Genomic DNA, 23452 nt, shown 5'->3' with positions numbered 1-23452 from the left:
ATTCTATATCACCCACCGTCTCCCGGCAGCGCGCAAAGTACACCTCACCGGACGGCCACCCGCCGGACCACCCCGAACCCACCCAAGGAAACCGCCATGTCCATCGAAAAGATCCTCTACACCGCCACCGCCACCGCCTCCGGCGGCCGCGAAGGCCAGGCCACCTCGTCCGACGGCGTGCTGGCCGTCAAGCTGTCCACCCCGCGCGAGCTGGGCGGCGCCGGCGGCGACGGCACCAATCCGGAGCAGCTGTTCGCCGCCGGCTACTCGGCCTGCTTCCTCGGCGCGCTGAAGTTCGTCGCCGGCAAGCAGAAGGTCGCGCTGCCCCCCACCACCACCGTCACCGGCAAGGTCGGCATCGGCCAGATCCCCACCGGCTTCGGCATCCAGGCCGAACTGACCATCGCCGCCCCGGGCGTGGATCGCGAACAGCTGCAAGCCCTCGTCGACGCCGCCCACATCGTCTGCCCGTACTCCAACGCCACGCGCGGCAATATCGACGTGACGCTGGTGATCGCCGACTGACTCCCCTTCCTGACCCACGCCTTGCTACAGGAACCGACACCATGAACATCCTCACCCGTACCCTCGCCACCACCGTGCTGGCCGTCGCCACCCAGGCCAGCCTCAGCGCCCATGCCGCACCGGCGACCGCGCCGGTCGCCGTCGAACGCACCGCCAGCACCCTCACCACGGCCGACGGCGTGCAGCTCTACTACAAGGACTGGGGCCCGAAGAACGGCCCGGTCGTCACCTTCAGCCACGGCTGGCCGCTGTCCTCGGACAGCTGGGAATCGCAGATGATCTTCCTGGCCTCCAAGGGCTACCGCGTGATCGCCCACGACCGCCGCGGCCACGGCCGCTCCAGCCAGCCCTGGGACGGCAACGACATGGACCACTACGCCGACGACCTGGCCACCGTGATCAACACGCTGGACCTGAAGGACGTCACTGCGGTCGGCTTCTCCACCGGCGGCGGCGAAGTGGCGCGCTACATCGGCCGTCACGGTACCGACCGGGTGAAGAAAGCCGTGCTGATCAGCGCCGTCCCGCCGCTGATGCTGAAGACCGCCGACAACCCGGGCGGCCTGCCGATCGAAGTCTTCGACGGCATCCGCAACGGCTCGCTGGCGAACCGCTCGCAGCTCTACCTGGACATCGCCTCGGGCCCGTTCTACGGCTTCAACCGCCCCGGCGCGAAGGTCTCGCAGGGCCTGATCGACAGCTGGTGGGCGCAGGGCATGCAGGCCGGCCACAAGAACACCTACGACTCGATCGCAGCGTTCTCGGCCACCGACTTCCGCGGCGACCTGAAGAAGTTCGACATCCCCACCCTGGTGATCCATGGCGACGACGACCAGATCGTCCCCATCGACGCCTCCGGCAAGGCCTCCGCCGCGCTGATCAAGAACGCCCAACTGCTCATCTACCCCGGCGCACCGCACGGCCTGACGGACACCCACAAGGACCGCGTCAACCAGGACCTGCTGACCTTCCTGCAGAAGTAAGTACACCCCGCAAACAGCAACGGCCGCATCTGCGGCCGTTCGCTTTTGATCGTCAGGACCCTCCGAACCACTCGGCTTTCGGCCGCCATTCCCCCGGCTTTCAACAGACGCACGTCTGATCAGGCGTGAGCCCAGTGCCCTTGCTTTCAATTCATTGAAGTCGCTGGGTCCCCGCCTTCGCGGGGATGACGGCAGTTATTCGGCCCTTACTTGGCCACCCCAATGCGCCAGCGAGCCCACCCGACCCGGAGGGCGGCGGACAAGGATGTCCGCCGTTTTCCGCCTCGCCAGGAAGGCGAGTCGGAAAATCCCGATAGCAATCGAATCATGGGATTGCTTCGTCGGGGAAGGCGCTTTCTTTTGGTGACTTTTCTTTGCGCCAACAAAGAAAAGTCACCCGCTGGCCCGAAGGGCTAGCGGAAGCCTCGCCTCTCAAGCGCGAAGCTGGGAGACATCGTGGCTTGCTGCGGGGGCGCGACCCGCAGGGCCAGCGGAAGCCCTTACATCAACCGGCAGCCGACGCATCCCGCCGCAGGATGAACTCATCATCCAGCGTCTTCCCCACCGGAAACGTGTACTCCCCCACCCGCACGAATCCCTGCCGCGCATAGAACCGCTGCGCCCCGGCATTCTCCGACCACACCCCGATCCACAGCGTCCGCGGCCCATCCCGCAACAGCCAGCGTTCGACCTCGCCGAACAGCTTCCCGCCCCAGCCACCGTTCTGGTGCGACGCCAGCACATACAGCCGCTTCAGCTCGCCATCGCCCGCCTGCACGTCCGGATGCGGCAATCCGCAGGGCCCCGCGGCGGCATGACCCACGGCCACGCCGTCGTCTTCCAGCAGCCACACCGCGTAGTCCGGGTGAGAAAGGATGGTCCGCTGCTTGCCCACCTCGTAGGCGTCGGCGAGGAATGCGGACAGGTCTTCGGCCGGATACAGATGACCGAAGGTCTCGGTGAACGTGCGCGACGCCAGCTCGGACAGGAGGCTGGCGTCATCGACGGTGGCACGGCGGATCCGCACGCTCACGCGTCCTCGTCTTCCTCTTCGTCTTCGTCGTCGTCCGCCTCGTCTTCCTCGTCGGCGTCCTCGTCTTCTTCCTCTTCGTACTCTTCTTCGTCTTCTTCGTAATCGTCTTCGCCGAAGTCCTCGCCGTCCCAGCGGCCCTGGCCGTCCGGCACGAAGGTCACCGCCATCGCCGCCGGCGACGTGCCGACACGCACCAGCCAGCCACCGAACACGCGCGCGCGCTCGGTCACCAGCGCCGCATCGGCGCCTTCATTGCCCAGCCGTTCCCACTCCAGCGAAAAAGCGTATTCCGTCATTGCGTGTTTCTCTCTCAGTCTTTCTTCGGTCGAACTTGGATATGCACTTCCGCCAGTTGCTCGTCCGGAATCGGCGACGGCGCGCCGGTCATCAGGCACTGCGCGCTGGTGGTCTTCGGGAACGGGATGACGTCGCGGATCGACTCGGTGCCCGCCATCAGCGCGGCGATGCGGTCGATGCCGAACGCGATGCCACCGTGCGGCGGCGCGCCGAAGCGCAGCGCATCCAGCAGGAAGCCGAACTTCGCTTCCGCCTCTTCCGCGCCGATGCCGAGCAGCTCGAACACCGCGCTCTGCATCTCGGGACGGTGGATACGGATGGAACCGCCACCGATCTCGTTGCCGTTCAACACCATGTCGTAGCCGCGCGACACCGCCGTCTTGGCATTGGCGCGCAGGTCGGCGATGTCGTCCACCGCCGGCGCGGTGAAGGGGTGATGCAGGGCGACGTAGCGCTGCGCCTCATCGTCCCACTCGAACATCGGGAAGTCGGTGACCCACAGCGGCTTCCAGCCTTCCTGCACCAGGCCGAAATCCTTGCCGGCCTTCAGCCGAACCGCGCCCATGAAATCGCTGGTCTTGGTGTAGGCGCCCGCACCGAAGAACACGATGTCGCCGTTGCCGGCGCCGACATGCGCGAGCAGCGCGGCGAAGGCGTCTTCGGCGAAGAACTTCTGGATCGGCGAACTGACCGCGCCGGCCTCGTCGATCTTGATGTAGGCCAGGCCCTTGGCGCCGTACTTGGCGGCGTGCGCGGCGTACTCGTCGATCTGCTTGCGGCTCAGCGACGCACCGCCGGGAATGCGCAGCGCCACCACGCGGCCATCCGGATCGTTGGCGGCGGCGGTGAACACGGCGAACTCGCTGGTCTTCACCAGCTCGGCCACATCGACCAGTTCCAGGCCGATGCGCAGGTCGGGCTTGTCCGACCCGTAGCGACGCATCGCCTCGGCCCAGGTCAGGCGCGGGAACGGGGCGTCGAGTTCGACATCCATCACGTCCTTGAAGATGTCGCGGATCATGCCTTCCACGGCGTCCTGCACGTCGCGCTCGCGCACGAAGGCGAACTCCATGTCGAGCTGGGTGAATTCCAGCTGGCGGTCGGCGCGCAGCGCCTCGTCGCGGAAGCAGCGCGCGATCTGGTAGTAACGGTCGAAGCCGGCCACCATCAGGATCTGCTTGAACAGCTGCGGCGACTGCGGCAGCGCGTAGAACTCGCCCGGATGCATGCGCGCCGGCACCAGGAAATCGCGCGCGCCTTCCGGCGTGGCCTTGGTCAGGATCGGCGTTTCGATGTCCTGGAAGCCGCGCGCGTCCAGCCAGCGGCGCAGCGCCTGCACCAAGCGGATGCGGGTGCGCTGCTTGCGCTGCATGTCGGCGCTGCGCAGGTCCAGGTAGCGATACTTCAGGCGGATGTCCTCGCCCGGGTTCTCGTGGTGGTGGAACGGCAGTGGCTCGGCCTTGTTGAGCACGGTGATGCGGGTGGCGATCACTTCCACCTTGCCGGTGCGGATCTTGTCGTTCACCGCATGGCGGGCGCGCACCACGCCTTCGACCTGCAGCACGTCCTCGTATCCGAGCCCGGCCGCGACCGCGAACACCTCGGCGTTGTCGGGTTCGACGGTGACCTGCACGATGCCCTCGTGGTCGCGCAGGTCGATGAAGCAGACGCCGCCGAGGTTGCGGGCAACGTCGGTCCAGCCGCACAGGGTCACGGTCTGGCCGGTCATGGCCTCGTCGACGAGGCCGCAGAAATGGGTACGCATGGGGGCTCCACAGGGTCGTCCGGCCGGGGCCGGAAGGGTTGTGACGGCACGGGCCGTCCTAGCCCGATAGTTTAACCCGTCCCCTCCCCGCCCTCTGCTCCGGATTAACATCCCCAGCGTATGCTGACGGCTCCCCAGGAGGGCGCCGCCATGAAGAAGCCGTTGTTGCAGTCCGTTTTCGTACTGTTGCTGGCCTTGATGGCCAGTTCCACCGCATTCGGCCAGGCCAGCCAGCGGGCCTACGCGCCCGAGAACCTGCGCACGCTGTCGGTCCAGGACCAGACCCGGGTCATCAGCTTGGAGTATTCGGAACAGTCCCGCGGTCGCCGCATTCCCGACGACCAGCTGCGCTTCTACCTGGACCAGGTCAACCGCTCCAACTGGACCTTCAGCCGCATCAAGCAGGACATCGCGCAGTCGCTGGGCGGCAACAACGGCGGCTGGAACCCCAATCCGCCGCCCACCGGCGGCCAGGTCACCTGCGAGAGCAAGGACAACCGCCGCCGCGAGTGCCAGACCGGCTTCCGCCGCAACGCCGTGCTGGTGCAGAACCTGTCCGGCACCCGCTGCGTGGAAGGCCAGAACTGGGGCAGCGGCAATGGCATCGTGTGGGTCGACCGCGGCTGTCGGGGCCGCTTCGCGGAAGGCACCTCCGGCGGCGGTGGCTGGGGCGGCGGCAACGGCGGTGTGGTGACCTGCGAGAGCGCGAACGGCGCCTATCGCGAGTGCCGCACCAACTTCCGCGGACGCGCGGTGGTGCAGCGCAACCTGTCCTCGACCCGCTGCAGCGAGAATCAGAACTGGGGCCAGCGCCAGGGCATGATCTGGGTACGCGGCGGCTGCCGGGCCGAATTCCGCGACTCGGGCAACGGCTGGGGTGGCGGTGGCAACAGCGGCTACACCATCACCTGCAGCAGCGACGACGACCGCCGCAAGACCTGCGCCTACGACCCGCGCCAGGGCCGGCCGATCCTGCAGCAGCAGCTGTCCAACGCCAGCTGCCGCGAAGGCTACAGCTGGGGCTACACCGGCACCCAGGTGTGGGTGGACCGCGGTTGCCGCGGCCGGTTCGGACCGCGCTGAATCCGGTTCGGGAGCGCTGGGTCTCTGCCCAGACCCGTCATCCTGGCGCAGGCCGGGGCCCAGTGCCTTGCTTCGATGGAATCGCGCGGCACCGCGTCGTGCGCACGGCGCACGCTACGAGCGGTGACGCTGGATCCGACCCCAACCCGTCATCCCGGCGAACGCCGGGACCCAGCGACTTGCTTCGACGGCGTTGCACGATGGGATCGGCATCCAACGTCCCATTGCGGCTCTTGTTCCCAAGCGACCGGCGATGAAGCCTGGCCCTCACCCGCCCTCGCTGCTACCCCACGGCGCCGGCGACAGCGCCACCGGGGTGGTCAGGTCGAACTCCACCCGGAACAGTCGTCCGTTCGGCCGGCTCAGTTCGTAGACGAAGGTCTTTGCCGGCACCAGTTCCATCGCCCAGGTGTTGGTCACCGACGCCGCCAGGCCTTCGCGCTGGAACATGGCCACGGACTCGGCATCCACCGGGAACGCCTGCCGCTGCGCCGTTCCCGCATCCGCCGTGTCGCCGCCGTACATGGTCACCGCATCCGGACTGCCGTCCTCGTGGCGGTGATCGTGTTTCAGCCGCAGGCCCGCTCCGGTCCGCGTCAGTACCCACGTGCGCGAGTGGTCGTCGCCGACATGGAACGGCACCCGGATCTCCTGCGTCGGCGCATCGCAGCCGCGGACATGCATGACCAAGGCCTTGCCCTCGAACGGATCGGGCGTAGTCGAGGCGGGCTGGTTGGCGGTGATGCGGCCGGCGTAGGCCTTGCCGCAATGCTGTGCAAGAGCGGCGAGGAAGGCATCGGGCGCCGCCGGCGATGAAACCCCTGCGGTCGATGTGGCGCAGCCTGCGGCGAGCAGCACGGCAAGCGCGATCGGGGTCTTCTTCATGGCATCCCTTCGTGGCAGGAAGGGATGCACCTTACACCGGAGGCCTCAGGTCGAGGATGTCGAGGACGGTGCCGCGGGCTTGGACTCGGTCTTCGCCGGCGCGCTTTCGGCTTTCGCGGGCGACGACTCGGCGGGCTTGGCCTCGCTGGAAGGCTTGGCGCCCTCGCCACCGTCGGCCAGGTTGCGCTTCTTGTCGCCATCCTTCTTGAAATCGGTCTCGTACCAGCCGCTGCCCGCCAGCCGGAACGACGGCGCGGTCAGCTGCCGCTTCACCGCCTGAGCACCGCAGGCCGGGCAGGTATCGGGATCCGGATCGGAGAGTTTCTGCAGGCGGTCGAAACTGTGGCCGCACTGGGTGCATTCAAAGGCGTAGATGGGCATGGCAGCGTGCAGGGCAGAGTGAACCGGGAGGTGTCTGGGGTCGGCGAATGCCGGAATCAAGCTTCATCGTACAGCGCCGACCAGGCCTCCTCGGCCTTGGCGAGCTGCTGCTGCAAGGCTTCGCGGTCGCGGCCCAGACGGGCGGCGAGATCGGTGTCGGCGTAGCTCTTCGGGTCGGCGAGTTGCGCATCCACGTCGGCCAGCCTGGCTTCCAGTTCGGCGACCTTGGCTTCGGCGGCCGCAAGTTTGACCGGGTTGATCTTGCGCGCCGGGGTCGGCGCAGGCTTCGGCGGCGGCGCGGGCTCGCTTCGCAGCGGCTTGCTGCCCTGCGCGGAGGCGCGCGTACGCAGCCAGGCGGCGTATTCGTCCAGGTCGCCGTCGAACGGTTCGACCACGCCGTCGGCCACGCGCCAGAACGTGTCGCAGACCAGGCCGATCAGGTGGCGGTCGTGGCTGACCATCACGATGGCGCCGTCGAAGTCGCTGAGTGCTTCGGCCAGCGCTTCGCGCATTTCGAGGTCGAGGTGGTTGGTGGGTTCGTCGAGCAGCAGCACGTTCGGCTGCTGCCAGGCGATCAGCGCCAGCGCCAGGCGTGCACGCTCGCCGCCGGAGAAGCCGTCGACCGGTTCGAAGGCGCGGTCGCCGGGGAAATTCCACTTGCCCAGGAAGTCGCGGAACGACTGGTTGCTGGCATCCGGCGACAGGTCGCGGAAGTGGTCCATCGGCGACTGCCCTTCGTGCAGCGACTCGACGGTGTGCTGCGCGAAGTAGCCGATGCGCAGGTCCGGATGCGCCATGCGGTCGCCCGCCATCGGGGGCAGCTCACCCACCAGTGTCTTCACCAGCGTCGTCTTGCCCGCGCCGTTGGGGCCGAGCAGACCGATGCGCTGGCCGGCCTCGAGGCCGAAGCCGACGTTGTGGAGGATCACCGCGTCGCCGCCGTAGCCGGCTTCCACATGGTTCAGGCGGATCAGCGAGAACGGCAGCTTGGCCGGCGGGGCGAACTCGATGCGGAACTCGCGCTCGGCGCGCACCGCCTCGGTGCCGGCCAGCTTGGCCAGGCGCTTCATGCGGCTCTGCGCCTGCGCGGCCTTCGAGGCCTTGGCCTTGAAGCGGTCGATGAAGCTCTGCAGGTGCGCGCGTTCGGCCTGTTCCTTCTCGTGCGCGATCTGCTGCTGGCGCAGCTGTTCGGCGCGCTGGCGCTCGAAGTCGGTGTAGCCGCCGGTGTACAGCTTGGCGCCGCCGCCGTGCAGGTGCAGCGTGTGGGTGGCGACGTTGTCGAGGAACTCGCGGTCGTGCGAGATCAGCAGCAGCGTGCCCGGGTATTTCAGCAACCATTGCTCGAGCCACAGCACCGCGTCCATGTCGAGGTGGTTGGTGGGTTCGTCGAGCAGCAGCAGGTCGCTGGGCATCATCAGTGCGCGCGCCAGGTTCAGGCGCACGCGCCAGCCGCCGGAGAACGACGACACCGGCCGGTGGTGCGTGTCGGCCGGGAAGCCCAGGCCGTGCAGCAGCTTGCCGGCGCGCGCCTCGGCGTCGTAGGCCCCGAGTTCGGCCATCTTCTGGTGCGCGTTGGCCACGGCCTCCCAGTCCTCGCGCGCGCTGGCGTCGGCTTCGGCCTGCAGCACTGCCGCGACCTCGGTATCGCCACCGAGCACGAAGGTCAGCGCCGGATCGGGCAACGAGGGGGTTTCCTGCGCCACGCTGGCGATGCGCACCTTGCCGGGCAGGTCCAGGTCGCCCTTGTCGGCCTCCAGTTCGCCCTGCACGGCGGCGAACAGGCTGGACTTGCCCGCGCCATTGCGGCCGACCACGCCCACGCGGTACCCCGCATGCAGGGTGAGGTCGACGTTGGACAGCAGCAGGCGCTCGCCGCGGCGGAGCGCGAAATTACGAAGGGCGATCAAGAAACAACCTACGGGGATTTGGGGGAAGCGGCCGCGTAGTTTATCGATAGCGCACCCGCCCACACTTGTTAACGAATCATTGACATGCGCTTCCCGCCCCTGTAACCAGAAGATGTATCACCTAAGTCCATGGTTTCAAAGGAAACTTTGCAAGCCCTGATCCACTTCATGTCGTACTTTGCTGTCCTTCCCGGAGTTCCCCCATGCCCCGCAAGCTGTCACCGCTGACCCTCGCCATCAGCTTGGCCTTGGTCGTCCCCGCCGCGCTAGCCCAGGACGCGGCCCCAGCCGACGCCCGCACGCTGGACACCCTTATCGTGACCGGCACCCGCGTCTCCGACCGCACGGTCGCCGAATCGCAGTCGCCGATCGACATCATCACGCCGGAAGCCTTGCAGGCCACCGGCACCACCGAACTGGCCACCGCACTCGCGCGTGCCCTGCCCTCGCTGAACTTCCCGCGCCCGGCGGTCACCGATGGCACCAGCGGCGTGCGCCCGGCGCAGCTGCGCGGGCTGTCGCCGGACCAGGTGCTTATCTTGGTCAACGGCAAACGCCGCCAGATCTCGGCGCTGGTCAACGTCAACGGCAGCATCGGCCGCGGCTCGTCGGCGGTGGACCTCAACGCCATCCCGGTGTCGGCGATCGAGCGTGTGGAAGTGCTGCGCGACGGCGCCTCCGCACAGTACGGTTCGGATGCCATCGCCGGTGTCGTCAACATCGTGCTGAAGGGCGCGAGCGAAGGTGGCCGACTGGCCGTCGACGTGGGCGGCTATTCGGCCGGCGACGGCCGCAGCACGCAGCTGTCGGGCGATACCGGGGTGTCCTTCGGCGGTGGTCGCGGTTTCGTGCATGTCGCAGGCCAGTTGACCCAGCAGGATGAGACCGACCGAGCCGGCCCCTACCAGGGTACGGCGCCCAACACCGGCAACAACCCGGCCATCGGCCGCGTCGCCTTTGTCTACGGCGACCCGAAGGTCGACGCGGGCGCGGTATCGGCCAACGCGGGCTTTGACTTCAGCGACAACGTCAGCGCCTACGCCACCGCGATCGCCAGCAACCGTGACATCGTGTCCTTCGCTTTTTACCGCTCGCCCAACCACAGCAGCCAGACTGCGCTGCTGGCCCAGGTCTATCCGGACGGCTACGTGCCGGAAATCAACCAGCTCTCGCAGGACCGCTCACTGGTCGCCGGCATGAAGGGCGACACCGAGAGCGGCTGGAAGTGGGACCTCAGCTACAACTACGGCTACAACCACCTGAAGTTCTACACCCAGAACAGCATCAACTACAGCCTGGGCGCCACCAGCCCGCGTCGCTTCTACGATGGCGCGCTCGAGTACACGCAGAACGTGCTCAATGCCGACGTCAGCAAGCAATTGGAGATCGGCTTGGCCTACCCGGCGACGCTGTCGTTCGGTGCCGAGTACCGCGAGGAGAAGTGGAACCAGTCGCCAGGCGAACTGAGTTCCTACACCGGTAGCGGCGCGCAGGGCTTCGCCGGTTTCACGCCCACCAATGCCGTGCATTCGGACCGCAACAGCTACGCGGCGTACGTAGGACTAGAAGCCGATCTGACCGATAAGTTCTCCGCCGGCATCGCCGGCCGCTACGAGGACTATTCCGATTTCGGCAGTGAAGTCTCGGGCAAGCTGTCCGCACGCTATGCGTTCACCGACGCGGTGGCGCTGCGCGCCACCGTGGCCAGCGGGTTCCGCGCGCCGGCGCTGGCGCAGCAGTACTATCAAGTGGTGACATCGCAGTACAACGCCACGCTCGACCGCTTCTTCGAATCGGGCACGTTCCCAGCCACCGGTCCGGTCGCGCAGGCGTTGGGTGCGGAAGCGCTGACAGCGGAAACCTCGCTTTCCTACGGCCTGGGCCTGGTGCTGCAGCCGGTAGACCGTCTGTACGTAACCATCGATGCTTACCAGATCGACATTGATGACCGCATCGTGCTGTCCTCCAACCTGCTGCTGGGCAGCAACGCGGCCGCACAGGCGCTGCTGGCCAGCCTGGGGGTCAATGGCGTGACCAGCGCGCGCTACTTCACCAATGCCGCCGACACCCGCACGCGCGGCGTCGACGTGATCGCCCAATACACCGTTCCACTCGCCAACAGCAGCCTCAACCTGACCGCCGGTTACAACTACAACAAGACCGAGATCCAGCGCATCGCGCCGAACCCGCCGGAGCTTACCGCGCTTGGCGCCAATCTCTTTCGCGTGGGTCGCGACGAGCAGGGCCGCATCGAAGAGGGTTATCCACGCGACAAGACCACGCTGACAGCGGCATGGAATCTGGCCCGCTGGGACTTCACCCTTGGCGCGACCCGCTACGGCGAGTTCACCACCCGCGTCAGCGAGACCGGCAACCCTGTCAACGACCAGACCTACGGCGCCACGTGGGTCCTGGATGCCTCCACGAGCTATCGCCCGAGCGAGAACTGGACGCTGACGCTGGGTGCTGACAACCTGCTGGACGAGTACCCGGACCGCACCCTCTTCCCGAACTCGAACAGCGGCCAGTTCCCTTACAGCAGCCAGTCCCCGGGCGGCTTCAACGGCGCTTACGTGTACGGACGCATCGCCTACGCCTGGTAAGGCTTTCACCGCAATCCACCTCCGGAACGCCCCGCCCTGCGCGGGGCGTTTCCGTTGCGCCGCTTGCGGGCAAAGACGGAACGGATGAATCGCGCACTCAGTTTGCGTTTGCGGCCGTGCAGCTGCATCGGCGACACTCCTCACGACATGCAGAGGAAGTCCGTCGCTCGATGCACCATGACGCCGACCTGATCAACATCATCGCGGTGGGCTTGGCCCTGGCCTTCGTGCTGGGTGCGCTGGCGTACAAACTGCGGCTGTCGCCGCTGGTCGGTTACCTGCTCGCCGGCGTCTTCGTCGGCCCGTTCACGCCGGGCTTCGTCGCCGACCAGGAACTCGCCACCCAGCTGTCCGAACTCGGCGTGATGCTGCTGATGTTCGGCGTGGGCCTGCACTTCTCGCTGGAGGACCTGCTCGAGGTCAAGGCGATCGCCATTCCCGGCGCCATCGCGCAGATCGTGGTGGCCACGGCGCTGGGCTGGGCGCTGGCATGGGGCATGGGCTGGACGCCGTTGAACGGCTTCGTGTTTGGCCTGGCGCTGTCGGTGGCGAGTACCGTGGTGCTGCTGCGCGCGATGGAGGACCGGCGCCTGCTGGACACGAAGCGCGGCCGCATCGCGGTGGGCTGGCTGATCGTGGAGGACATCGCGATGGTGCTGGCGCTGGTGATGCTGCCGGTGCTGGCGGAAACCTTCGGTGACACCGAGGGCGGTGAGCCCGCCAGTTTCGGCAGCTTCGCGGTCGCCATCGTGTGGACCCTGATCAAGCTGGGCGCCTTCGTCGCCTTCATGCTGCTGGTCGGCCGCCGGGTGATCCCGTGGACGCTGGAGAAGATCGCCGCCACCGGCTCGCGCGAGCTGTTCACGCTGTCGGTGCTGGCCATCGCGCTGGGCGTGGCGTTCGGCTCGGCAATGATGTTCGGCGTGTCGTTCGCGCTGGGTGCGTTCTTCGCCGGCATGCTGCTCAACGAATCGGAACTCAGCCACAAGGCGGCCAACGATTCGCTGCCGCTGCGCGACGCCTTCGCGGTGCTGTTCTTCGTCTCGGTGGGCATGCTGTTCAACCCGGCGATCCTGGTGGCGCACCCGTGGCAGGTGCTGGCCACGTTCGGCATCATCGTGCTGGGCAAGTCGGTGGCGGCGTACTACATCGTCAAGGCGTTCAAGCATCCGACCGGCACCGCGCTGACGATTTCGGTCAGCCTGGCGCAGATCGGCGAGTTCTCCTTCATCCTGGCCGCACTCGGCGTGGCGTTGAAGATCCTGCCGCCTGAAGGCCGCGACCTGATCCTGGCCGGCTCGCTGCTGTCGATCATCGCCAATCCGTTCCTGTTCTCCTGGCTGGACCGCTGGCAGAAGAAGCAGGACGCCCTGGCGCCGGCACCGGTGGTGCCCGACGTGCCGCCCGGGCCGTCGCTGGACATCACCGGCCACGCCATCATCATCGGTTACGGCCGCGTGGGCAGCGAACTGGCGCGCGTGCTGCGCGACCGTGGCGTGCCGCTGATCGTCATCGACGACAACGGCGACCACGTGGCGCGCGCGCACGATGCCGGCATCCCCGCGATCCGCGGCAGCGCGGCCGCCGACCGCGTGCTGGCCGAAGCGCATCCCGAACGCGCCAAGATCGCCGTGCTGGCGATCCCGCAGCCGCTGGAAGCCGGCGAAGCGCTGGCCAAGCTGCGCGCGATCAATCCCTCGCTGACCCTGCTGGCGCGCGCGCACAGCGACGGCGAAGTGAAGCACCTGCTGGAGCATGGCGCCGACGGTGCCGTGCTGGCCGAGCGCGAACTGGCGTTCTCGCTGGCGGAAATGGTGATGGCGACGCCGCCGTACCGGCCGCAGCGCACGCCCGTCTGAACCGACGGGTCAGGTGATGTCGCGCGTCGCCGCGGCTTCGGCCGCGGCGGTTTCGGCCAGCACGTCCGCCAGCGGCCGCGGCGCGCCATACAGGTAACCCTGCACGCGGTGCACGCCCAGCCGGCGCAGGCAGTACTCGGTGTCTTCGTCTTCCACGAACTCGGCCACGGTGATCGCGCCGAATGCCTTGGCCACCGCCACCGACGCCTGCACCACCGCGTAGTCCTTGCCGAGCTGGGCGACGTTGCGCACGAACGAGCCGTCGATCTTGATCACGTCGACCGGCAGTTCCCGCAGGCGCGCGAAGCTCTGCATCCCGGTACCGAAATCGTCGATGGCGATCTGACAGCCCAGCGCCTGCAGGTCGGCCAACAGGTGGCTGGCGGCGGCGGTGTTGGAGATCGCCGCGGTTTCGGTCACCTCGAAACACAGCGCGCTCATCGGCAATGGCGACCCCGCCAGCAGCGTGCGCAACTCCACCTGGAAACTCATCGACGCCAGGCTCTGCCCGGTCAGGTTGATCGCGATCTCGCGGCAATGCGGCAGCGCGCCGGGCGACTTGCGCAGCAGTCGGAACAGCGCACGCACGACCGCCAGGTCGAGCTCGGCGCCGCGTCCGGCCGCTTCCAGCGGCGCCATGAAGCGCGCCGGCGACATGATCTCGCCCTTCTCGTCCAGCAGGCGGCACAGCACCTCGCCGGTGATCGCCCGCGGCGCGGGCTGCATGTCCGGAGTGAGGTCGCGGATCGGCTGGAAGTAGAGGGCCACGCGCTCGTTGCGCAGACTGGCCAGCGCTTCGGTGGCGTCGTGCAGCTGGCGGCGGTGCGTGCGCCGCAACTGGGTGTCGCCGATGTCGCTGTAGCGCGGGCGCAGCTCGCCATGCTGGCGCGCCTCGAAGGCCAGGTGCGAGGCCGCCAGCACCGCGCCATCGATCACGCTGGCCTGCGCCCCCTTGAAGGCCGCCACGCCCAGGTACGGCAGCAGGCGGATCGATTCGCCATCGACATCGATTTCCGCGTGCTCCACGCGCGCCATCACGCGTTCCCACAGATCGGCGTCGCGGCCGGGCCGGGCCAGCAGCGCGAACTGGCCGGTGCCCACGTAATAGGTCTCGACCAGATCCTCCAGCCGCCGCGCCGTCGCGTTCATGGCCTGCGCCTGCGTATCCAGGCCGAAGCCCGCCACCAGCGTGTCGGTCTGGTCCAGCAGCAGGTAGCCCAGCTCGCGCCGCGGCAGTGGCCGCTCGACGCGTTCGCGCAGCGCCTTCAGGTTGGGCAAGCCGGTGACCTGGTCACGCAGCGTTTCGCCGGAGAGTTGCTCTGCCAGCTCCACGCGATCGCGATTGCTCAACCATAGATAGAGCATCGCCAGCAGCACGATGTTCATTTCCGCCGCGATGTGCAGCAGGTTGACCAGACCCACCGTCGTGTTGGCGTATTCGGCCGTGCCGGCCACCATGCTGACCAGCAGCAACAGGGTGAGCGACAGCGACAGCATGGCCCAGCGCGGCGCGAGTCGGAGCATGCTCCAGGCAAGCACGACCAGCACGACGAACCGGTAGTCCATCAGCACGGGGCCGGCGGCCTCGCCGCCTGGCGTGAACGCGCGCCGCACCGTGACGCCCGCCCACAGGCTGAGCCCCAGTCCCAACAGGGCCAGGCCGAGGGGCCATGCCCAATGCCGCGCCCGCTCCGCAAGGTGCGGAAGCCTCACACGCTCCTGCCAGCCGATCACCAGCGGCAGCGTCAGCACGGCCACGCCGAACTGCTTGGCGAAGAACATCTGGAAGACCGAACTGAGCACCTGGACCGGCGGGGCCAGCAGCATGTTGCTCACCGCCATCAAGGCCAACACCAGCGGATGGAGCAAAAGCCCGATCAAGGCGAAGCGGAGCAGGTCGGCGCGCTGCAGCCGCGATTCCCTGCGCCGCGGCCATCCCATCCAGCGCACGCACATCAGCGTCCAACCGTAATACAGCAGATAGCTGCCGCCCCCCCACGCCAGTGTCCAGGTGAAGCGGCCGTCGTCATGCAGGTAGATCTGCCTGAGCGCCCAGCCGATGAAGGCAAGCAGGAAGCACGCGGCAACCACGCGCGCATCGCGCACCAGCATGGCGATGGCGAGCAGCAGGCCGGTGTGAAGGTGGATCAGCGAGGCATCGGAGACATAGCCGAAGAAGTCGATGCGGTAATGGATGGTCACCTGCTGGAGCAGCAGGCAGGCAATGCCCAGCAAGAGCACCTGCATGCTCCCACTCAGGCCACGCACCGGCTGCGCTGGATGATCAGCCATCGGTCCGTCCTTGCCCTTCGCCAGGTCCGCCTCGACGCGGCACGCAGGGTGACGGGCCTGCCCCGTGGCAGGCCGCCCCATAACGTACTACCACGTACCGCTCGACGGAAGCAGGACAGCCGCCCGCCTACCGCCCGTCAGCGCGGGGCGGTCTCGAACACCAGATGTCCGCCGTCGGCGCGCACGCGCACCGTGTCGCCGGCGCTGAACTCGCCCGAGAGGATCCGGTGCGCCAGCGGATTTTCCAACTGGGCCTGGATCGCGCGCTTCAGCGGCCGCGCACCGTACACCGGGTCGAAGCCGACGTTGCCCAGCAGCGTCAGCGCCGAATCGTCCAGTTCCAGCGCAATCTGGCGGTCGGCCAGGCGCTTGGCCAGGTAGCGCGTCTGGATGCGGGCGATCTCGCGGATCTGCGCCTTGTCCAGCGGATGGAACACCACGATGTCGTCCAGCCGGTTGATGAACTCGGGCCGGAAATGCGTCTGTACCACGCCCATCACCGCGGCCTTCATCTGCGTATAGCTCTCCGGCGTGCCATCGGAGCCGCCGCCATCGCTCATGTCCTGGATCAGGCTGGAGCCGAGGTTCGACGTCATCACAATGACGGTGTTGCGGAAGTCGACCGTGCGGCCCTGGCCGTCGGTCAGGCGGCCGTCGTCGAGCACCTGCAGCAGGATGTTGAACACATCCGGATGCGCCTTCTCCACTTCGTCCAGCAGGATCACGCTGTACGGGCGGCGGCGCACGGCTTCGGTCAGGTAACCGCCTTCCTCGTAGCCCACGTAGCCCGGAGGCGCGCCGACCAGCCGGCTCACCGCATGCTTCTCCATGAACTCGCTCATGTCGATGCGGATCATGGCGTCGCTGCTGTCGAACAGGAATTCGGCCAGCGCCTTGCACAGCTCGGTCTTGCCGACGCCGGTCGGACCCAGGAACAGGAACGACCCGCTCGGCCGGTCGGGATCGGAAATGCCGGCGCGCGAACGGCGCACCGCGTCGGACACGACCTTGATCGCCTCTTCCTGGCCGATCACGCGACCGCGCAGCGAGTGCTCCATCTGCAGCAGCTTCTCGCGCTCGCCCTCCAGCATCTTGCTGACCGGGATGCCGGTCCAGCGACTGACGACCTCGGCGATCTCCTCGTCGGTGACCTTGTCCTGCAGCAGGCGGAAGCCCTTCTGCTCGGCTTCCTGCGCGGCCGCCAGCTGCTTCTCCAGTTCCGGCAGCTGGCCGTACTGCAGCTCGCTCATGCGCGCGTAGTCCTGCTTGCGCTGCGCGGCCTCCAGTTCCAGCTTCGCGCGCTCGATCTGCTCCTTGATCTTCGTGGCGCCGGTCAGCGTGGCCTTCTCGGCCTTCCAGATCTCTTCCAGGTCGTTGAACTCGCGCTGCAGCGATTCGATCTCGGTTTCCAGATCGGCCAGGCGCTGCTTCGACTGTGCGTCCTTTTCCTTCTTCAATGCCTCGCGCTGGATCTTCAGCTGGATCAGCCGGCGCTCCATGCGGTCCATCTCCTCCGGCTTGGAGTCGATCTCCATGCGGATGCGGCTGGCGGCCTCGTCCATCAGGTCGATCGCCTTGTCCGGCAACTGGCGGTCGGCGATGTAGCGGTGCGACAGCGTAGCCGCGGCGACGATGGCGGGGTCGGTGATCTCCACGCCATGGTGGACGGCGTACTTCTCCTTCAGCCCGCGCAGGATGGCGATGGTGTCCTCGACGCTCGGCTCACCGACGAAGACTTTCTGGAAGCGGCGCTCCAGCGCGGCATCTTTCTCCACGTACTTGCGGTATTCGTCCAGCGTGGTCGCACCGATGCAGTGCAGCTCGCCGCGCGCCAGCGCCGGCTTCAGCATGTTGCCCGCGTCCATCGAGCCTTCGGCCTTGCCGGCGCCGACCATGGTGTGCAGTTCGTCGATGAAGAGGATGATCTGGCCTTCGTTCTTGGCCAGGTCGTTGAGCACGGCCTTCAGGCGCTCCTCGAATTCGCCGCGGAACTTGGCGCCGGCGATCAGCGCCCCCATGTCCAGCGACAGCACGCGCTTGCCCTTCAGGCCTTCCGGCACCTCACCGTTGACGATGCGCTGGGCCAGCCCCTCGACGATGGCGGTCTTGCCCACGCCGGGCTCGCCGATCAGCACGGGATTGTTCTTGGTGCGGCGCTGCAGGACCTGGATGGTGCGGCGGATTTCCTCGTCGCGGCCGATCACCGGGTCCAGCTTGCCGATCTCGGCGCGCTCGGTGAGGTCGATGGTGTACTTCTCCAGCGCCTGGCGCTGGTCCTCGGCATTCTCGGATTGCACCTTCTCGCCTCCGCGCAAACGGTCGATGGCGGCGCGCAGCTTCTGCTTGTCGGCGCCGCTGGCCTTCAGTTCCTGGCCTGCGGCCCCGCTGTCGTCCAGTGCGGCCAGCAGGAACCACTCACTGGCGATGTAAGTGTCGCCACTGTCCTGCGCCAGCTTGTCGGTGACGTTGAGCAGGCGCGAGAGGTCGTTGCCGATGGACAGGTTGCCGGCCTGGCCGGTCACCTTGGGCAGCTTGTCCAGCGCTTCGCCAAGTCGCTCGCGCAGCACGGGCACGTTGACGCCGGCCTGCGACAACAGCGGACGCGTGCTGCCGCCCTGCTGTTCCAGCAATGCGGTGAGCACATGCACCGGTTCGATCATGGTGTGGTCGCGGCCCACGGCCAGCGACTGCGCGTCGGCCAGCGCCTGCTGGAAACGCGAGGTCAGTTTGTCCATCCGCATCGGGAGAACCTCAGGAAAAGTAGGGGCCGGCGAACGCCAGCCGATGCTACCGAGATGAGGTTAAGCGCCGGTGTTTCAAGACCAGCTGAGACCCGGATTCACGTAGGGTGGGCCTTGGCCCACCGTCCGCGCACGGACCGGAAACGGCGGGCCGAGGCCCGCCCTACGCTTTCTTCTGCAGCGACAGCAATCCCAGCAACACCGCGAGGGCGGCGTACGCACCGGCGAACTGCCACAGGATGGTCGCGCGCAGGCCTTCCACGTCCCACGGCAGGTAGATGCCGCCGCGCGGATCCACCGAGTGGATGATGCCGAACAGCGTCAGCACCTCGCCGACCAACAGCGCGACCACGGCACGGCCATTACGCCCATCGATCATCGCCACCAGCGCGGTGGTCCAGATCATCGCGGTGATGATGAAGCCGTTGCCCAGCGTCACGATGGTGGCCAGGTCGGGCAGACCGTGCCCGTCGACGCCCTCGTACAGACCCACGAAACGGTCGGGCGCGATCCATGCCGGGTTACCGAACTTGATCGTCAGCAGGTACGCCACCGAGGGCAGGAAGCCCAGCGCCACCGCGATGGCATGCTTGCGCGGCGTCTCGGTGAAGGCCTGCACGGTGATGTCCAGGCCGACGTAGACGATGATCGGCGCCAGCACCGCCACCGGCAGCCACTGCACCAGCCCCGACACGTAGCCGAGCACGCCGCCGAGGCCGATGAAGAGACCGGTCAGCAGCGTGTAGCCCTTGCGCGCGCCCATGTGCTTGTACGCGGGCTGGCCGATGTAGGGCGTGGTCTGCGCCACGCCGCCGCAGAAGCCGGCCACCAGCGTGGACACCGCTTCGGCCAGCAAGACGTCGCGCGTGCGGTAATCGTCGCCGGCCGCACGCGCGCTTTCGCTGACGTTGATGCCGCCCACCACCATCAGCAGGCCGAACGGCAGCAGCAGCGGCAGATAGGGCACGGTGTAGGCCAGGCCATCCAGCCAGCCCAGCGTGGGCAGTGGCAGCGTCACCGCCAGCGGCACGGCATCCGGCACCTTGAAGCCCGGCGCGCCGAGACCGGACAGTCCCAGCGCGTAGTACAGCGTGGTGCCGACGATGAAGGCCAGCAGCACGCCCGGGATCTTCACCGGCAACTTGCCCTTGGCCACCAGCACATACAGCAGCAGGCCGAAGGTGACGAAGCCGACGATGGGCTGGCGCAGCGTCTCGATCAGCGGCAGGAAACCGAGCAATGTCAGCGCTGCCCCACCGATGGAGCCCAGCAGGCCGGCACGCGGCACCGCGCGCGTGACCGCATCGCCGAAGAACGACAGCACCAGCTTCAGCACGCCCATCACCACCAGCGCGGCCATGCCCAGCTGCCAGGTGGCGGTGGCCGCGGCCTGTTCGTCCATGCCGGCCTGCTTGAAGCCGATGAAGGCCGGGCCCAGCACCAGCAGTGCCATGCCGATGCTGGTGGGCGCGTCCAGGCCCAGCGGCATCGCGGTGACGTCATCGCGGCCGGTCTTGGCCGACAGCCGGTGCGCCATCCACGTGTAGATCAGGTTGCCGACCAGCACGCCCAGCGCGGTGCCGGGGAACATGCGGGTGAACACCACCTCGGCCGGGAACTGGAAGATGCCGATCAGCGCGGCGGCGATGAAGCCGAGGATGGACAGGTTGTCCACCACCAGGCCGAAGAAACCGTTGAGGTCGCCGGGGACGAACCACGTGCGGCGGGTGGTCTGGGGAGTCATGGGGAGAGGGCGAGGAGTGAGTGGGGAGGAGTGAGAAGTGAGTAAAAGCAGAGCCAGGTGCGCGCGGGCTTTCCGCTCACTCCTCACTCCTCCCCACTCACTCCTGCTTTCAGAAGGATACGTCCACCGCATGCCGCGACCACAGCACCGACTGGTGGCCGGTGGCCTGCTTCCACGCCAGGCGGATGGCCTCGATGTCGGCGCGGCGCTGCGGGGTGTCCTCGTGCAGCACCACCAGCACCTTGGTCTTCAGCCGGTTGGGCTCGGTCGCGCCGCGGAACAGCCACTGGCCGTAGGCGTCGAAGACGGTCAGGCCATCGGGAAATCGCGCGGTCACTTCCTTGTCGAGGAAGGCACGCCAGGTCGCTTCGGTGATGGGCTCGGCCTGCGGGCGCTCGGCCGGCCCGGTCTCTTCCCCTACGCCGAAGTACAGCTCACTGCGGACCCAGCCGCTGGCACTGGCCGGGCGCAACGCATCGCCTTCCAGCGCAGCCGTGGTGGCGGACGCCGGGGACGGCGGCGGCGTGGACGCACACCCGGCGAGCGCGAGAAGGACCAGCAGCGAGACAGCACGATGCGACATGGGGGAACGACCTCGTGGGAGAAGGACAGGATGGAGCACGACGCGGCGCCCGCCTTATGACGCAGCGGCATAAGGTGATGGGCAGCGGACATGACCCGGGCGCTGTCGGTGCGGTTACTATATCGCTTCATCGCAATGAAGCGATAGACTTCCACGCACCCCTTTCCCCTCGCCCCACGAGATTTTTCATGTCCCGCCCTATCCTTGCTCCGCTCGGCGCCGCCATCGCGCTGGCACTCGCCCTCCCCGCCACCGCCCAGACCGCGCCCGTCGGCGCCACCGACCTCGATGCCGTGATCGTCACCGGCACCCGCGCCACCGACCGCACCGCACTGGAGTCCACCTCGCCCATCGACGTGCTGACCGCCGAGGACATCCGCCGGGCCGGCGTGCTCAACGGCGAACTGGGCAGCGCGCTGCAGGCGCTGCTGCCGTCGCTGAACTTCCCGCGCCAGTCCAACTCCGGCGGCGCCGACCACATCCGCGCGGCGCAGCTGCGGGGTTTGAGCCCCAACCAGGTGCTGGTGCTGGTCAACGGCAAGCGCCGCCACAGCAGCGCGCTGGTCAACACCGACAGCAAGATCGGCAAGGGCAACACGCCGGTGGACTTCAACGCCATCCCGGTCAGTGCGATCAAGCGCATCGAGGTGCTGCGCGACGGCGCCGGCGCCCAGTACGGCTCGGATGCCGTGGCCGGCGTCATCAACGTGATCCTCAACGACGCGCCGGAAGGCGGTGCGTTCGAGGCCAGTTATGGCGCGCACCACACCAAGGTGGAACCGATCGACCAGACCGTCACCGACGGCCAGACCGGGTTCTTCAGTGCGCAAGTCGGCGACCGGATCGGCGACGGCGGCTTCTTCCGCGTGGGCCTGGAATACAAGCAGCGCGAGGGCACCAACCGCGCCGGTTTCGACCAGATTCCGTTCTTCGAGGAACAGACACCCGACAACCTCGCGCTGGCCGGCCAGCGCAACTACGTACTGGGCGACGGCAGTTCGCGCGACATCAACGCATGGCTCAACGCCGCCGTACCGCTGGGCGAATCGGCCGAGTTCTACGCGTTCGGCACCTACCACCAGAGCGATACCGAAGGCGCCAACTACTTCCGCTACCCCGACGGCGTGGCGAACTGGAAGGAGGTCTACCCGAACGGCTATCGCCCGATTTCCGAAGGCGAGAACCTGGACCTGGCCGGCGTGGCCGGCGTGCGCGGTCAGTGGGGCGAGTGGGATTACGACGCCAGCCTCAACCACGGCCGCAACGAGTTCACCTACCGCCTGCGCAACTCGCTCAATGCCTCGCTCGGGCCGGCCAGCCCGACGCGCTTCAAGACCGGCGACTACGAGTCGGCGCAGACGCTGGCGAACTTCGACCTGAGCCGCGTGTTCGGCGCACACACCTTCGCCACCGGCGTGGAATTCCGCCACGAGACCTTCGAGACCGGCGCCGGCGATCCGGCCTCCTACGCGGCCGGTCCCTTCACCGACCGCCCCACCGGTTCGCAAGCCGGTGGCGGACTGACGCCGCAGGACACCGCCGACCTCGACCGCGACGTCTCCAGCCTCTACGCCAGCCTCAGCAGCCAGTGGGGCGAGAAGTTCACCACCGACCTCGCCGCGCGCTACGAGCACTACGACGACTTCGGTGGCGAACTGACCGGCAAGGCGGCCGCGCGCTACGAATTCGCACCGGCGTTCGCGCTGCGCGGTTCGGTATCGAACAACTTCCGCGCCCCGTCGCTGAGCCAGATCGGTTTCGAGTCCACCTCCACCGGCTACGATGCCTCCGGCCAGCTCACCCAGGGCCGCCTGCTGTCGGTCAACAATCCGATCGCCCGCGCGCTGGGCGCGCAGGATCTGGACCCGGAAAAGGCGCTGAACCTCAGCCTCGGCTTCACCAGCCGCATCGGCGAGCACTTCGACCTGTCGCTGGACGTGTTCCGCATCGACATCGACGACCGCGTGGCGATCACCGAACGCATCACCGGCGACGCGCTGACCGATTTCGTGCTGGACAATTTCGGTGTGCCGGGCGTGCAGAGCGCCAACTTCTTCATCAACGCCGCCGACACCCGGACCGAAGGCGCCGAACTGGTCGCCAACTGGCGCCAGCAACTCGGCGACGGCAACCTGCTGCTGACCGGTGCCTACAGCTATGCCAAGACCGAGCTGAAGAACATCGCCGCCACGCCGGCCGAACTGCTGGCGATCGATCCGGGCTACGTGCTGTTCGGCGTGGAGGAGAGCAACACGCTGACCGATGCCGCGCCGCGCACGCGCGGCATCTTCACCGCCAGTTGGGACAGCACGGCCTGGTCGCTGCTGGGCCGCGTCACCCGCCATGGCAGCGCCAAGCGCGTGTTCAACTTCGGCGGCGGCTTCGAGCCGGAGCAGACCTATGGCGCGGAATGGCAGCTGGATGCGGAAGTCGAGTACCGCGTCTCGCCGAAGTGGAGCGTGGCGCTGGGCGGCCTGAACCTGACCGATGAATACCCGGACCTGTCGAGCGCGGACATTTCCTATTTCGGCAACCTGCCCTACGACGTGCTGTCGCCGATCGGCAGCAACGGCGCGTACTACTACACCCGGGTGCGCTACACGTTCTGAGTTCAAGGAACGCCGTCATCCCGGCGGAAGCCGGGACCCAGTGTCGTTGACGCTCGTGGGCAGCGAATGTCCTGCAAGGGAAAAAGTCGCTGGGTCCCGGCCTGCGCCGGGATGACGGCGTAGCGTGCGCCGTGCGCACGACCGCAGGATCCGTCCACCGCC

Annotated in this window: 16 protein-coding genes; 6 read left to right on the top strand and 10 right to left on the bottom strand. The window is 67.6% G+C overall.

The window, feature by feature from the left end:
* Nucleotides 1–96: 96 nt before the first annotated feature.
* Both ASD77_RS09645 and ASD77_RS09640 read left to right on the top strand, forming a co-directional pair.
* On the top strand, nt 97–525 hold the full coding sequence (locus tag ASD77_RS09645; RefSeq protein WP_055940360.1) for an organic hydroperoxide resistance protein: 429 nt from the start codon (nt 97–99) through the stop codon (nt 523–525).
* Nucleotides 526–566: 41 nt separating this feature from the next.
* A complete protein-coding gene (locus ASD77_RS09640; RefSeq protein ID WP_055940359.1) occupies nt 567–1508 on the top strand; it encodes an alpha/beta hydrolase in 942 nt (313 codons plus the stop codon).
* 505 nt (nt 1509–2013) lie between these two features.
* Here ASD77_RS09640 and ASD77_RS09635 read toward each other — a convergent pair.
* The 3 genes from ASD77_RS09635 to aspS are packed head-to-tail and all read right to left on the bottom strand — an operon-like array spanning nt 2014 to nt 4603.
* Nucleotides 2014–2541 carry a GNAT family N-acetyltransferase gene (locus ASD77_RS09635; protein WP_055940358.1) on the bottom strand — a complete coding sequence of 176 codons (528 nt, stop codon included), beginning with the start codon at nt 2539–2541 and terminating at the stop codon, nt 2014–2016.
* A complete protein-coding gene (locus ASD77_RS09630) occupies nt 2538–2837 on the bottom strand; it encodes a hypothetical protein (protein ID WP_055940357.1) in 300 nt (99 codons plus the stop codon). The genes ASD77_RS09635 and ASD77_RS09630 overlap by 4 nt, the downstream gene beginning before the upstream one ends.
* A gap of 14 nt (nt 2838–2851) precedes the next feature.
* On the bottom strand, nt 2852–4603 hold the full coding sequence (gene aspS, locus ASD77_RS09625) for an aspartate--tRNA ligase (protein WP_055940356.1): 1752 nt from the start codon (nt 4601–4603) through the stop codon (nt 2852–2854).
* 150 nt (nt 4604–4753) lie between these two features.
* On the opposite strand from aspS, the gene ASD77_RS09620 reads away from it, so the two are divergent.
* Nucleotides 4754–5686: a DUF3011 domain-containing protein gene (locus ASD77_RS09620; protein WP_055941239.1), complete on the top strand. Its 933-nt coding sequence runs from the start codon at nt 4754–4756 to the stop codon at nt 5684–5686.
* A 267-nt stretch (nt 5687–5953) separates the two neighbouring features.
* On the opposite strand, the gene ASD77_RS09615 is transcribed toward ASD77_RS09620, so the two are convergent.
* Genes ASD77_RS09615 through ASD77_RS09605 form a run of 3 tightly spaced genes read right to left on the bottom strand, consistent with a single transcriptional unit; the run spans nt 5954 to nt 8859 of the window.
* The gene (locus ASD77_RS09615; protein ID WP_055940353.1) at nt 5954–6571 is read right to left on the bottom strand and encodes a hypothetical protein; all 618 of its coding nucleotides are present in this window, start codon (nt 6569–6571) and stop codon (nt 5954–5956) included.
* A gap of 45 nt (nt 6572–6616) precedes the next feature.
* The gene (locus ASD77_RS09610) at nt 6617–6952 is read right to left on the bottom strand and encodes a zinc ribbon domain-containing protein (protein WP_055940351.1); all 336 of its coding nucleotides are present in this window, start codon (nt 6950–6952) and stop codon (nt 6617–6619) included.
* A 56-nt stretch (nt 6953–7008) separates the two neighbouring features.
* On the bottom strand, nt 7009–8859 hold the full coding sequence (locus tag ASD77_RS09605) for an ABC-F family ATP-binding cassette domain-containing protein (RefSeq protein WP_055940349.1): 1851 nt from the start codon (nt 8857–8859) through the stop codon (nt 7009–7011).
* A gap of 203 nt (nt 8860–9062) precedes the next feature.
* On the opposite strand from ASD77_RS09605, the gene ASD77_RS09600 reads away from it, so the two are divergent.
* Both ASD77_RS09600 and ybaL read left to right on the top strand, forming a co-directional pair.
* Entirely contained in the window at nt 9063–11462 is a 2400-nt protein-coding gene (locus ASD77_RS09600; protein WP_055940347.1) for a TonB-dependent receptor, read from the top strand.
* A gap of 170 nt (nt 11463–11632) precedes the next feature.
* On the top strand, nt 11633–13321 hold the full coding sequence (ybaL, locus tag ASD77_RS09595) for a YbaL family putative K(+) efflux transporter (RefSeq protein ID WP_055940346.1): 1689 nt from the start codon (nt 11633–11635) through the stop codon (nt 13319–13321).
* A 9-nt stretch (nt 13322–13330) separates the two neighbouring features.
* Here the strand turns inward: ybaL and ASD77_RS09590 are convergent, their stop codons facing one another.
* From ASD77_RS09590 to ASD77_RS09575, 4 genes are all read right to left on the bottom strand, one after another.
* Nucleotides 13331–15613 carry a bifunctional diguanylate cyclase/phosphodiesterase gene (locus ASD77_RS09590; protein WP_156383541.1) on the bottom strand — a complete coding sequence of 761 codons (2283 nt, stop codon included), beginning with the start codon at nt 15611–15613 and terminating at the stop codon, nt 13331–13333.
* Nucleotides 15614–15750: 137 nt separating this feature from the next.
* Nucleotides 15751–18354: an ATP-dependent chaperone ClpB gene (gene clpB / locus ASD77_RS09585; RefSeq protein WP_055940342.1), complete on the bottom strand. Its 2604-nt coding sequence runs from the start codon at nt 18352–18354 to the stop codon at nt 15751–15753.
* Between the two features lie 163 nt (nt 18355–18517).
* Nucleotides 18518–20098 (bottom strand): hypothetical protein, encoded by a 1581-nt coding sequence (locus ASD77_RS09580; RefSeq protein ID WP_055940340.1) that lies wholly within the window; start codon nt 20096–20098, stop codon nt 18518–18520.
* Nucleotides 20099–20207: 109 nt separating this feature from the next.
* On the bottom strand, nt 20208–20681 hold the full coding sequence (locus ASD77_RS09575) for a DUF3574 domain-containing protein (protein WP_055940338.1): 474 nt from the start codon (nt 20679–20681) through the stop codon (nt 20208–20210).
* Nucleotides 20682–20869: 188 nt separating this feature from the next.
* Between ASD77_RS09575 and ASD77_RS09570 the strand changes: the two genes are divergently transcribed.
* The gene (locus ASD77_RS09570; protein ID WP_055940336.1) at nt 20870–23290 is read left to right on the top strand and encodes a TonB-dependent receptor; all 2421 of its coding nucleotides are present in this window, start codon (nt 20870–20872) and stop codon (nt 23288–23290) included.
* Nucleotides 23291–23452: the final 162 nt, after the last annotated feature.

The organism is Pseudoxanthomonas sp. Root65, from assembly GCF_001427635.1.
GTDB lineage: Bacteria > Pseudomonadota > Gammaproteobacteria > Xanthomonadales > Xanthomonadaceae > Pseudoxanthomonas_A.
This window is presented reverse-complemented; position numbering and strand designations above follow the sequence as displayed.